Below are 12,392 nucleotides of genomic sequence, written 5' to 3' on the forward strand. Positions count from 1 at the left end.
GTTCGCCGTCTCTTCGTTTGTTTTCCACTCCCGGCCGGACGAGGAGCCGCCGGGGCCCGCACCGGAAGGGGCGCTCAGACTCCGGCCGGAGCCGCGAGTGCGGGGGCCGGCGCGGCCGGGGAGAGCGCGCCGTCCAGCAGCGTGGAGTCGCCCATCTCGCTCAGCACCAGCGCCAGGGCGCCCAGCACCTCCGCCCGGCCGCCGAGCGCGCCGGGCACCACCGTCAGCCGCCGGGCCGCGCTGGGGATGGCGTAGCGGGAGACGGAGTCCCGGATCGGCCCCAGCACCAGCTCCCCGGCCTCCGCCAGATCGCCGCCGAGCACGATCCGGCTGGGGTTGAGGAGGTTGCACAGGTTGGCCACGCCGCTGCCCACGTGCCGCCCGACGTCGGCCACCACCCGCCGGCAGCCCAGGTCGCCGGTCCGGGCGAGCTTCACCATCTCGGTCATGGTCAGGTCGGGGCCGTGGCTGGAGTGCAGCAGCGGCAGGACGTAGCGGGCCGCCGCGAACGTCTCCAGGCAGCCGCGGTTGCCGCAGCGGCACACCGGTCCGGACTCGTCCAGGGTGATGTGGCCGATCTCGCCGGCGGTGCCGCCCGGGCCCCGGTAGATCCGTCCGTCGATCACCAGGCCGGCGCCGACGCCGCTGGCGACCTTGATGTAGGCCAGGTCGCGCGCGCCGCGCCCGCTGCCCCACACCAGCTCGCCCAGCGCGCCGAGGTTGGCGTCGTTGTCGACGTGCACCTCCACGCCCAGCCGGGCGGCCATCTCCTCGCGGGGGTTGGCCCCGGCCCAGCCCGGCAGGATGGCCGTGGAGCCCAGCGCCCCGGTCTCCACGTCGATGGGGCCGGGAACGCCCAGGCCCATGCCGATGACCTTCTCGCGACTGAAGCCGGTGACGCCGATCAGCCGCTCGACGAGCTGCTCGGCCCGGTCGAAGCCCTGGGAGGCGGAGGCGTCCACGTCGATCGGCTCGGCCTCCTCGGCGAGCACCTGGTGGGCCAGGTTGCCGATGGCCACCCGCAGGTGGGAGTGGCCGAAGTCGACGCCGACGACAATCCCGGCGTCACCGGAGAGCGAGACGCTGCGGGCCCGGCGCCCCCCGGCGGAGGTCGGGGTGACCTCGACGGTACCGTTGTCCTTCAGCTCCCGGACGATGTTGGAGACCGTCGCGGCCGACAGTCCGGTGGCACGGGCGATCTCCGCCTGGGTGAGCGAGCCCGCCATGCGCACGGCTCGTACCACCCGCTCCAGATTGGCCCGGTGCAGAGAGGACTGCGACCCCGGAGTCTCCACGACTCAACCACTCCCGCCTCAACGGGCGGCACGACGGCTCGCCCGTTCGGCCGCACCCGCCCACTCGGGCGCGGCTTGTCTCCAATACGTGAACTCCAAGGACAGCCTGAACCGTTATCTCCCGTCAAGACCTTGAGCGGGGTGGGCGCTCAGATGTTCCGCGCTCACCCACGGTGACCATACGCCCCGGGGCGGTGGCGCGGGAGTGGCGCGGCGGTGACGGCACGGTGGCGCGGGAGGTGCGCGGAGGCGGCCGCCGCGGACGTGCGGCGGCCGCCTCGGGGCGGTGCGGTCGGCGGGGCCGGCGGACGCGGCCGGCTACTTCAGGGCGCCGGCGGTCAGGCCCGCCTGCACCTGCCGCTGGAAGACGACGTAGACCACCAGGATGGGCAGCACGGCCAGGGTCAGGCCCGCGAACAGGCCGCCCCAGTTGCCGCGGTAGCCCGTCTGGGCCGCCAGGTTGGCCAGGCCCTGGGTGAGGACGTACTTGTCGGGGTCCCCCACGTGCACCACCTGGGGGATCAGGTACTGGTTCCACTGGCCCAGGAAGTTGAAGATGCCGACGCTGATCAGGCCGGGCTTGGCCATCGGCAGCATGACCCGGAAGAAGATCGCGCTGTGGGAGGCACCGTCGATCTCCGCCGCCTCCGCGATCGAGGTGGGCAGGGTGCGGAAGAAGGCCGCCATGAAGAAGACCGTGAACGGCAGCGAGTAGGCGATGTAGACCAGGATCAGGCCGTGGTAGGTGTCCAGGAGCGCGAAGTTCTTCATCACGAAGAACAGCGGCACCAGGGCGACGATGATCGGGAACGCCATGCCGCCGACGAACAGGAAGTAGATCACCCGGTTGCCGGGGAAGTCGTAGCGGGCCAGGACGTACGCCACCATCGAGCCCAGCAGCATGGTGCCCACCACCGAACCGAGCACCACGATCGCCGAGTTGATCGTGTACTGGCCGATGTTCGCCTGGTTCCAGGCGAAGGACCAGTTGTCCCAGTGCAGCTTGGACGGCAGCGACCAGGGGTCCTCCAGGATGGCGCCGGAGGACTTGAAGGAGTTCATCACCGCCCACAGCAGGGGGCCGGCGGCCATCACGGCCCACAGGACCAGGAAGGCCTGCGAGAAGACGTTGAGGGTGCGCCCCCCGCCGCTGTCCGCGCCCCCGCGGCCGGGCCGCCCCTTCCCGGCGGGGGCGCCCTCACCCGGGGCCTTCGGGCTCTCGTCGCCGGCGCCCCGGGTGAGGGCGGCGGCGGTCTCCTCGGGGTCCCCCGGGCGGAGCGAGGGGGAGGGTCCGGCAGTGGTCATGGTTGCTTCTCCCGCTCGTCCTTCAGAACTCGATCCGGTCCTTGTTCCGCCCCAGCGCCATCGCCGCCACCGAGAAGATCATGGTGACGATCAGCAGGGCCACGGCGACGGCGGTCGCGTAACCGGCCTGTCCGTCCTTGAACGCCTTGTTGTAGAGGTAGACCGGGGTGACGATGGTCGAGTAGGCGGGACCGCCCGCGTTCACCGTCAGGATGTGCACCACGGCGAAGGCGTCGAGCGCCATGATGCCCATGTACACCCAGCCGGTCTGCACGGTGTCGCGCATCAGCGGCAGCGTGACGCGGAAGAACGTGGTCACCCGGCCGGCGCCGTCCAGCAGCGCCGCCTCGTAGATCTCCTTGGGGATCGAGCCCATGGCGGCGGAGAAGAGCACGACGTAGAAGCCGACGTTCGCCCACACCATCACGACCACGACGCACCAGAAGGCCAGCCGCGGGTCGCCCAGCCAGCTCTGGTGCCACTCCTCCAGGCCGAAGGCCGTCAGCACCCCGTTGAGCAGGCCCCCCTGGGGGTTGAAGATGTACTTCCACAGCACCACGACGATGGCGATCGACAGGGCCTGCGGGAAGAAGTAGACGATCTTGTAGAAGTGCGAGCCGCGGACCCCGGTGGCCGCCTCCCCCCTGTTGTGCCGGCCGCCCACGTTGAGCATGAAGGCGAAGAACAGGCCCAGGCCCAGGGTGAGGACGGGCAGGATCAGCAGCAGCAGGACGTTGTGCCACAGCGCCTTGTGGAAGATGTCGTCCTCCAGCAGGCGCTCGAAGTTGTCGAGGCCGATGAAGGCGAAGTCGCTGCTCAGACCCGTCCAGTCGGTCAGCGAGTAGTAGAACGTCTGGAAGAAGGGTGACACGACCAGGGCGCCGTAGAGCACCAGCGGCACCGCGAGGAAGCCCGCGATGAAGCGGTACTTGACGTACGTCCGGTAGTGCGGGGACGTCCTGAAGCCCCCCCGGTTCCCCCCGCCGGGCACCGGCGGGGGTGGTGCCGGCCTTCCGGCGGTCTTGTCCACCGCGGAGCTGTCACTGGCCATGCCGCCTACGTCCTATCTCCGTTGTCCCGGCTGTTCCGGCTGTTCCGGCGGGTCTGCGGCCGGGCCCGGCTCAGGCGTGCTTGTACTTCTTGACGGAGTCGTCCTTGGCCGTCTTGTCGGCGTACTCCTGGCACTTGTCCATGGCCTCCGCCGGCTTCATCCGGCCGGCCATCAGCTCGGCGACCACCGAGCCGATCTGCTCCCGGTGGAGGGTCGGGTACCAGTCGAAGATGCGCGGGTTGAGCACGTTGTCCCCGGCGTCCTTGAGCGCCTGGTTGGCCGAGGCCAGGCCGGGGGACATCTCCATGCCGTCGGTGGCCCCGGCCACGCAGCTGAGGGACTTCACCAGCCGGGAGAAGTTCTGCGCGGACTGCTTGCTCAGCATGATGCGCAGGAACTCCATGGCGCCGGCCGGGTTCTTGGCCTGCGCGGGCACGATGAACGGTTCACCCGCCTGGGCCCACAGGGTGCCGAAGGGCATCTTGTCGGAGCCGTCCAGTCCGGTGACGGGGCCGACGGCCATGTCGAAGTCCGCGGGCGTGGTGTCGGCGGCCTCGTTCTCCACCCAGGAGCCGTTGGGGATGAAGAGGCACTTGCCCTTGGTCCACTGGGTCTGGGACTGGATGTGGTCCAGGCCCGGGGTGCCCTTGAGGATGTAGCCCTTGGCCGCCAGCTCGTGGTAGGCCTCGAAGGCGCTCTTGACCGCGTCGTGCTTCCAGGCGTTCGGCTCCAGGTTGTCGATGCTCCTGATGACCTCCGGGCCGCCGATCTTCCCGATGAACGGGTAGAGGGTGAAGGGGATGTAGTACGGGTGCTGGCCGGCGTAGGTCCAGCCCGCGATGCCCTTCTTCTTGGCCTTGGCGCACAGGGCGAGCATCTCGTCCCACGTCCGGGGGTACTCCCAGCCGTTGTCGGCGAGGAGCTTCTTGGAGTACCACTGGCCGTAGACGGTGTAGGCGTAGTTCAGGCGCCAGACCTTCTCGTCACCGTACTGGCCCATCTCGATGGTGCCCGGCAGGAGGGTGTCGCGCACCGGGGTGCCCGGGTCGTCGACGGAGGGCGCGTCCAGCAGCGGGGACAGCTCGGTGAGCTGCCCCTTGTCGATCAGGGAGGCGGCGTCCATCTCCTCGGCGCCGGAGTTGTCGACGAGGTCCGGCGGGTTGCCGCCGACCATGCGGGGCTGGAGGAGGGAGCGGATCTTCTGGGTGGCGGTGAGCTTGACCTTGCCGTAGTTCTTCTCGTAGATCTTCGCGGCGTCCTTGCCGTACTGGGTGCCGAAGCCTCCGTCGAAGATCACGAAGTCCAGCTCGGCGTCCTTGTTGACGCCGAGCGGGTTGTCCTTGGTCTTCTCGCCCTTGGCGACCTTGCTGTCGTTGTCGCCCCCGCCGCTCGCGCAGGCGGAGAGCGCGCCCAGGGCGGGAGCGGCGATCAGACCCGCCGCGGCGGCCCTCTTGATCAGATCACGACGGTTGACATCGGTGGATCCCATGCTCAAGTCCTCGCCTTCTCCAGGACTCTGGCGGTAGCCCCGAACCGCCGGGTACCGCTGGTGAGTTGAAGCTGAGTTGTACGGGATGTACGCCGGGTCTGTGGTTGTGCAGGGCCTCCCCGATGCCCGCCCTCCCCCGGGCCCACGGTCTTCTCATATGACCGCTCGGACGCCGACAGGTATAGTCCACTTCCCTTCTCAGGGGCAAGATCAGGGCGCGTTCGGGTGCCAGTCTTTCCCGAGTTGAGACCTGGGGGAAACGCGGCGGCGCCGCACCTCCCACCAAGGGAGGTACGGCGCCGCCGTCACGGGCCGGACGCGCTCCCCGGGCCGCGCGGGGCACCGGGGGCGCGGGCGTCACTTGCGGATCAGGGACCGCAGGACGTACTGCATGATTCCGCCGTTGCGGTAGTAGTCCGCCTCGCCCGGGGTGTCGATCCGGACGGTGGCGTCGAACTCCACGCCGGTGTCGGTGGCGACCTTCACGGTGCGCGGGATGCCGCCCTCGTTGAGCGCGGTGATGCCGCTGATGGAGAAGGTCTCCTCACCCGTCAGGCCCAGCGACTCGGCCGAGGCGCCCTCGGGGAACTGCAGCGGCAGCACGCCCATGCCGATGAGGTTGGAGCGGTGGATGCGCTCGTAGCTCTCGGCGATGACGGCCCGGACGCCCAGCAGCGCGGTGCCCTTGGCGGCCCAGTCGCGCGAGGAGCCGGAGCCGTACTCCTTGCCCGCCAGGACGACCAGCGGGATGCCGGCGGCCTGGTAGTTCCGGGAGGCGTCGTAGATGAAGGAGACCGGCCCGCCCTCCTGGGTGAAGTCGCGGGTGTAGCCGCCCTCGGTGCCCGGCGCGATCTGGTTGCGCAGCCGGATGTTGGCGAAGGTGCCGCGGATCATGACCTCGTGGTTGCCGCGGCGGGAGCCGTAGCTGTTGAAGTCGCGGCGGGCCACGCCGTGCTCGGTGAGGTACTGGCCGGCCGGGGTGTCGGCCTTGATGGCGCCGGCCGGGGAGATGTGGTCGGTGGTGACCGAGTCGCCCAGCTTGGCCAGGACGCGGGCGCCGGAGATGTCCTGCACCGGCTCCGGGTCCATGCCCATGCCCTCGAAGTACGGGGGCTTGCGGACGTAGGTGGACTCCGGGTCCCACTCGAAGGTGTCGCCGGTGGGCACCGGCAGCGCCTGCCACTGGGCGTCGCCGGCGAAGACGTCCTGGTAGGAGGCGGAGAACATGTCCTCGCCGATGGCGGAGGCGACGACGTCCTCGACCTCCTGCTCGGAGGGCCAGATGTCCTTCAGGAAGACGGGGTTGCCGTCCTTGTCCGTGCCCAGCGGCTCACGGGTGATGTCCACCTTCATCGAGCCCGCGATGGCGTAGGCGACGACCAGCGGCGGGGACGCCAGGTAGTTCATCTTGACGTCGGGGTTGATGCGGCCCTCGAAGTTGCGGTTGCCCGAGAGCACCGAGGTGACGGCCAGGTCGCCCTCGTTGACGGCCCGGGAGACCTCCTCCGGCAGCGGGCCGGAGTTGCCGATGCAGGTGGTGCAGCCGTAGCCGACGAGGTTGAAGCCCATCTTGTCGAGGTACGGCGTGAGGCCCGCGCGGTCGTAGTAGTCCATGACGACCTTGGAGCCCGGGGCCAGGGTGGTCTTGACCCACGGCTTGCGGGTCAGGCCCTTCTCGACGGCCTTCTTGGCCACCAGGGCGGCGGCCACCATCACCGACGGGTTGGAGGTGTTGGTGCAGGAGGTGATCGCGGCGACGGTGACGGCGCCGTGGTCCAGCTCGTAGGTCGTGCCGTCGGGGGCGGTGACGGTGACCGGGTTGGAGGGGGCGTCGTCGGCCGGGCCGTCGGCGTGCTGCGGGGCGCCCGAGCCGTTCTCCTGGTGGCCGTAGGCCGGGGCGTCGGAGGCCGGGAAGGACTCGGCGCTCGCCTCGTCCACCGGGGAGGCCACGCCCTTGGGCTGCTCCTGCGCCGGGACGCCCGGCTTGCGGGCGTCGCCGCCGGTGACGCCGGCGGAGACGTAGTTGCGGACGTCCTTCTTGAACTGCTCGGCGGCCTCGGCCAGCACGATGCGGTCCTGCGGGCGCTTGGGGCCGGCGATGGAGGGCACGACGGTGGAGAGGTCGAGCTCCAGCTTCTCGGAGAAGTCCGGCTCGGCGGCCGGGTCCAGCCACAGGCCCTGCTCCTTGGCGTAGGCCTCGACGAGCGCGACCTGCTGCTCGGAGCGGCCGGTCAGGCGCAGGTACCTCAGGGTCTCGTCGTCCACCGGGAAGATCGCGGCGGTGGAGCCGAACTCCGGCGACATGTTGCCGATGGTGGCGCGGTTGGCCAGCGAGGTGGCGGCCACGCCCTCGCCGTAGAACTCGACGAACTTGCCGACGACGCCGTGCTCGCGGAGCATCTCGGTGATGGTGAGCACCAGGTCGGTGGCGGTGGTGCCGGTGGGCAGCTCGCCGGTCAGCTTGAAGCCGACGACGCGCGGGATGAGCATGGAGACCGGCTGGCCGAGCATGGCGGCCTCGGCCTCGATGCCGCCGACGCCCCAGCCGAGCACGCCCAGGCCGTTGACCATGGTGGTGTGCGAGTCGGTGCCCACCAGGGTGTCGGGGTAGGCCCTGCCGTCGCGGACCATGACCACGCGGGCCAGGTGCTCGATGTTCACCTGGTGGACGATGCCCGTGCCGGGCGGGACGACCTTGAACTCGTCGAAGGCGGTCTGCCCCCAGCGCAGGAACTGGTAGCGCTCGCGGTTGCGGCCGTACTCCAGCTCCACGTTCTGCTGGAAGGATTCCGGGGTGCCGAACTTGTCGGCGATCACGGAGTGGTCGATGACCAGCTCGGCCGGGGCCAGCGGGTTGATCTTGGAGGGGTCGCCGCCCAGCTCCTTGACGGCCTCGCGCATGGTGGCCAGGTCGACGACGCAGGGGACGCCGGTGAAGTCCTGCATGATCACGCGGGCCGGCGTGAACTGGATCTCCCTGCTGGGCTGCGCCTGGGAGTCCCAGCCGCCCAGGGCCCGGATGTGGTCGGCGGTGATGTTCGCGCCGTCCTCGGTGCGGAGGAGGTTCTCCAGGAGGACCTTCAGGCTGTACGGGAGGCGAGCGGAGCCCTCCACCTTGTCCAGCCGGAAGATCTCGTACGACTCGTCGCCCACCTGCAGCGTGCTGCGGGCGTCGAAGCTGTTCGCCGACACGACAGTCTCCTTCGGTGCATGAGTTTCGCGCGTACCACCGTGATCCTGCCGCCCGGGGCCGCGGCCCCCTCGCTCAGGTTCACCTAACCCGGACGGGCCGGTGGACGCTGCGGCGGTACGTCTCTCGGTAGATATCTCGATGTCGAGATAACTCTAGTACATGGCCGCCCCGCGGTCATGCCCCGCCCGGCCCCGGGACGCCCGCCCCCGGGGCACGGCGGCCGGGCGGGGCGGCGGAACGGCGGAAAAGCCGCGTTCCCCGGGCGCGTACCCGGCAAAAGGGTGAAAGTAAGAAGAAAACAGGGAAACACCACCCCTCCAGCGATTGACATCTCATATCTGAGATAACATCACCCTCATGACCGACGACTACCTCATGCGTATCGGCAAACTCATCCGTGACGCCCGCCAGCACCGTGGCTGGACACAGAGCCAGCTGGCGGAGGCGCTGGCCACCAGCCAGAGCGCGGTCAACCGCATCGAGCGCGGCAACCAGAACATCAGTCTTGAGATGATCGCCCGTATCGGTGAAGCCCTCGACAGTGAGATCGTCTCGCTGGGCTACTCGGGGCCGATGCACCTGCGCGTCGTCGGCGGCCGCCGCCTGTCGGGCGCCATCGACGTCAAGACCAGCAAGAACGCCTGCGTCGCCCTGCTGTGCGCCTCCCTGCTGAACTCCGGGCGCACCGTGCTGCGCCGGGTGGCCCGCATCGAGGAGGTCTACCGGATCCTGGAGGTGCTGGGCTCCATCGGGGTGCGCACCCGCTGGATCAACGACGGCGCCGACCTGGAGATCGTCCCGCCGGCCGAGCTGAACCTGGACGGCATCGACGCCGAGGCCGCCCGCCGCACCCGCAGCATCATCATGTTCCTCGGTCCGCTGCTGCACCGCATGGACCACTTCCGCATCCCCTACGCGGGCGGCTGCGACCTGGGCACCCGCACGGTGCAGCCGCACATGAGCGCCCTGCGCCACTTCGGCCTGGAGGTCACCGCCACCGAGGGCATGTACCACTCCGTGGTGGACCGCTCCGTCCGCCCCGCCCGTCCCATCGTGCTGACCGAGCGCGGGGACACCGTCACCGAGAACGCGCTGCTGGCCGCCGCCCGGCACGAGGGCACCACCGTCATCCGCAACGCCTCCCCCAACTACATGGTCCAGGACCTGTGCTTCTTCCTGGAGCAGCTGGGCGTGCGGATCGAGGGGGTGGGCACCACCACGCTGACCGTGCACGGCGTGGCCCACATCGACCGGGACGTGGACTACTCCCCCTCCGAGGACCCGGTGGAGGCGATGAGCCTGCTGGCCGCCGCGGTCGTCACCGAGTCGGAGCTGACGATCCGCCGGGTGCCGATCGAGTTCCTGGAGATCGAGCTGGCGGTGCTGGAGGAGATGGGCCTGGACCACGACCGCGGCGCGGAGTACCCCGCCGACAACGGCCGCACCCGGCTGGCCGACCTCACCGTGCGCCCGTCCAAGCTGGAGGCGCCGATCGACAAGATCCACCCGATGCCGTTCCCCGGCATCAACATCGACAACGTGCCGTTCTTCGCGGCCATCGCCGCCACCGCCCAGGGCAAGACCCTCATCCACGACTGGGTCTACGACAACCGGGCCATCTACCTCACCGACCTCAACCGGCTCGGCGGGCGCCTCCAGCTCCTGGACCCCCACCGCGTCCTGGTCGAGGGCCCCACCCGCTGGCGGGCCGCCGAGATGATGTGCCCGCCCGCGCTGCGCCCGGCGGTGGTGGTGCTGCTGGCGATGATGGCGGCCGAGGGCACCTCGGTGCTGCGCAACGTCTACGTCATCAACCGCGGCTACGAGGACCTGGCCGAGCGGCTGAACTCGGTGGGCGCCCAGATCGAGATCTTCCGGGACATCTGAGCGGCGGCTTCCGGGACGTCGCCGCGCCCCTTCTGACCTGCGATGCAATGGGTCAGGAAGGGCTGCGGCGGCGTCTCTGGGACTTCTCTGGGACTTTGAACCTGCGGCGCGCTACAGGCCACGCTCCGATCTTGGTGCGGGAGCCGCGGAGCGTCTTGCCGTCGACCGCGATCACCGGCCGACGGCTCTGTCCAGGGCATCACCATCCGCGGCGGCCAGGACGAGACGGACGGTCAACGGTCGTGACGCGCGGCAGACGTATAAGGCCGGTGGGGGTACGGCACCCTGTGCACCGCAGCAAGGCGGTCCGGGCCTGGCTGGAGGCCAACGCCGACCGCATCGAGTTGCACCTGATGCCCGGTTACAGCCCCGAACTCAACCCCGATGAGCCCCTGAACGCCGACCTCAAACGGCACACGTCCACGCCTCGCGTGCCCGCTCAGTGGACGACCTCGCCTACGAGACCCGACGATTCCTCCACCGCCGCCAGCGCCAACCCCACATCATCTGCGGCTACTTCCACGCCCGACACGTCCGCTATACGACCAGGTAGGCAACTCGACTGTTCCGACTCAATGAGCGTTTTCAGAGTGGCCACCGGTCGGGTGACGGGGTGGCCTCCCGCAACGCAGGAGGCCCCTGTGCCGTTGAGAGAGGTATTCGACGTCTCAACTCATCGGCACAGGAGCCTCGTTGGTTCCGTATCCTGCCTTACTCGACCTGCCTCACACCCTGGTCGAGTGGGTAACCATGCTCATCGTCACCCGTGAGGGTGACCGTCGCTGCAAGCTCCCGCCTCACCAGCGTGCTCTCGTCGGCCTGGTCTACCTCCGCCGGCACGACACGCTCGCGCAGATCGCCACCGGTTTCGGCATATCCGTCGGCACCGCCCACGCCTACGTCACCGCCGTCGTCGGCCACCTCGCCCGCCGGGCACCCGGGCTGCTGCGGGTCCTGCGAGAGGCGGATCCCGATCACGTCCTGCTCGACGGAACGCTCGCCGAGTGCGACCGGGTCGGTGACAGCCGGGGCGACTACTCTCACAAGCACCGCCGCCACGGCGTGCACGTGCAGGTCGCTGCCGATCCTGCGGGCAAGCTCCTGTGGATCTCGCCCGCACTGCCTGGCCGCACCCACGACCTGACCGCGGCCCGCACCCACCGCATCATCCGGATCTGTGAACGCCAGGGCGTGCCCATCCTCGCCGACCGCGCCTACATCGGGGCCGGCTCCTGGGTGACCACGCCGATCAGACGTCTTCCGCACCAGGACCTCACCGCGACCCAACGGACGATCAACCGGGCCCTGTCAGCGGCACGAGCACCGGTCGAACGAAGCGTCGCGAGACTCAAGTCCTGGCGCGTCTTCCGCAGAGCCCGCTGCAGCCCCAACCGCATGACGGTCATCACCGCTGCCGTCCTCACCCTGGAACGTCAACGCTGAAAACGCTCACTGTTCGCGCAGGGCCTCGACGGCTCGCTCGGCCGGTCCACGCTCGACGAGCAGCGCGCGCAGTTCCCGTACGCCTACCACTTCGACGCGGGCCTGCTCGCGCAGTTCCTCACCAAGTACGGCACCGACCGCGGCGTCCGCCATGTCGTGGACGACGTGGTGGAGGTGTGCACGGACGAGCGCGGCTGGCTCACCGAGGTCCGGGCGAAGAACAGCGGCGTGCTCGCCGGCGACCTGTTCATCGACTGCACGGGCTTTGTTCGCCCGGCCCGCCGAGAACCGGTTCGGGCAGGTAACCTGGCGGACCTCGCCCGGCGCCGGGCTGCCGTGGCTCGCGGACGACGCCTTCGCGGTGGCGGAATGCACGGTTTCGAATCTTTCGGAAATCGCCGATCATACTGCGGTCATCGGTGAAGTGACCGGTGTCGCTCAGGAGCCGGGTGTCCCCCTGCTCTACGGGGCACGGGGGTTCGCCGCCTGGCCGGGCGGCACGGTTCCGGGGTCGCTCGCGGCGCCCGAGGGGGTGGCGTCGTGAGCGGCTTGCACGCCGATCCGCTCGCCCGGTTCCTGCTCGCGGCCGCCCTCGTCGTCCTGTTCAGCCATGTGCTCGGCGTGCTCGTCGGCCGGCTCGGGCACGCCCCGGTGATCGGCGAGATCCTCGGCGGCCTGCTGCTCGGGCCGTCCGCGCTCGACTGACTGTGGCCGCAGGCCCACGCGTGG

At 69.8% G+C, this 12,392-nt stretch carries 10 protein-coding genes and 1 pseudogene; 6 read left to right on the plus strand and 5 right to left on the minus strand.

Translation table 11 applies throughout. The features are described 5' to 3' along the window. Positions 1-74 precede the first annotated feature (74 nt). From ACFSJS_RS20990 to ACFSJS_RS21010, 5 genes are all read right to left on the minus strand, one after another. On the minus strand, positions 75-1,295 hold the full coding sequence (locus tag ACFSJS_RS20990; RefSeq protein WP_380902694.1) for an ROK family transcriptional regulator: 1,221 nt from the start codon (positions 1,293-1,295) through the stop codon (positions 75-77). Between the two features lie 318 nt (positions 1,296-1,613). Continuing rightward, a complete protein-coding gene (locus ACFSJS_RS20995) occupies positions 1,614-2,600 on the minus strand; it encodes a carbohydrate ABC transporter permease (RefSeq protein ID WP_380902696.1) in 987 nt (328 codons plus the stop codon). A 22-nt stretch (positions 2,601-2,622) separates the two neighbouring features. Further along, entirely contained in the window at positions 2,623-3,651 is a 1,029-nt protein-coding gene (locus ACFSJS_RS21000; RefSeq protein ID WP_380902698.1) for a carbohydrate ABC transporter permease, read from the minus strand. 70 nt (positions 3,652-3,721) lie between these two features. Next, positions 3,722-5,140, minus strand: a complete 1,419-nt coding sequence (gene ngcE, locus ACFSJS_RS21005; RefSeq protein ID WP_380902700.1) for an N-acetylglucosamine/diacetylchitobiose ABC transporter substrate-binding protein — start codon at positions 5,138-5,140, stop codon at positions 3,722-3,724. A gap of 357 nt (positions 5,141-5,497) precedes the next feature. After that, positions 5,498-8,332 (minus strand): aconitate hydratase, encoded by a 2,835-nt coding sequence (locus tag ACFSJS_RS21010; RefSeq protein ID WP_380902702.1) that lies wholly within the window; start codon positions 8,330-8,332, stop codon positions 5,498-5,500. 358 nt (positions 8,333-8,690) lie between these two features. Here ACFSJS_RS21010 and ACFSJS_RS21015 point away from each other — a divergent pair, with 358 nt between their 5' ends. The 6 genes and pseudogenes from ACFSJS_RS21015 to ACFSJS_RS21040 all read left to right on the plus strand — a co-directional run bounded on the left by ACFSJS_RS21015 (position 8,691) and on the right by ACFSJS_RS21040 (position 12,368). Beyond that, positions 8,691-10,220 carry a helix-turn-helix domain-containing protein gene (locus ACFSJS_RS21015; protein ID WP_380902704.1) on the plus strand — a complete coding sequence of 510 codons (1,530 nt, stop codon included), beginning with the start codon at positions 8,691-8,693 and terminating at the stop codon, positions 10,218-10,220. A 47-nt stretch (positions 10,221-10,267) separates the two neighbouring features. Then, entirely contained in the window at positions 10,268-10,990 is a 723-nt protein-coding gene (locus tag ACFSJS_RS21020) for a transposase (protein ID WP_380902706.1), read from the plus strand. Then, positions 10,914-11,663, plus strand: a complete 750-nt coding sequence (locus ACFSJS_RS21025) for a transposase family protein (RefSeq protein WP_380902708.1) — start codon at positions 10,914-10,916, stop codon at positions 11,661-11,663. The genes ACFSJS_RS21020 and ACFSJS_RS21025 overlap by 77 nt, the downstream gene beginning before the upstream one ends. A gap of 9 nt (positions 11,664-11,672) precedes the next feature. Further along, positions 11,673-11,876, plus strand: a pseudogene (locus ACFSJS_RS21030) (tryptophan 7-halogenase); the annotation flags it as partial. After that, entirely contained in the window at positions 11,815-12,207 is a 393-nt protein-coding gene (locus ACFSJS_RS21035; RefSeq protein ID WP_380902710.1) for a flavin reductase, read from the plus strand. The pseudogene ACFSJS_RS21030 and the gene ACFSJS_RS21035, both read left to right, overlap by 62 nt. After that, positions 12,204-12,368, plus strand: a complete 165-nt coding sequence (locus ACFSJS_RS21040) for a hypothetical protein (protein ID WP_380902712.1) — start codon at positions 12,204-12,206, stop codon at positions 12,366-12,368. Before ACFSJS_RS21035 ends, ACFSJS_RS21040 begins: the two co-directional genes overlap by 4 nt. Positions 12,369-12,392: the final 24 nt, after the last annotated feature.

Origin of the sequence: Streptomyces desertarenae (genome assembly GCF_042681365.1) — a bacterium.
Classification (GTDB): domain Bacteria; phylum Actinomycetota; class Actinomycetes; order Streptomycetales; family Streptomycetaceae; genus Streptomyces; species Streptomyces desertarenae.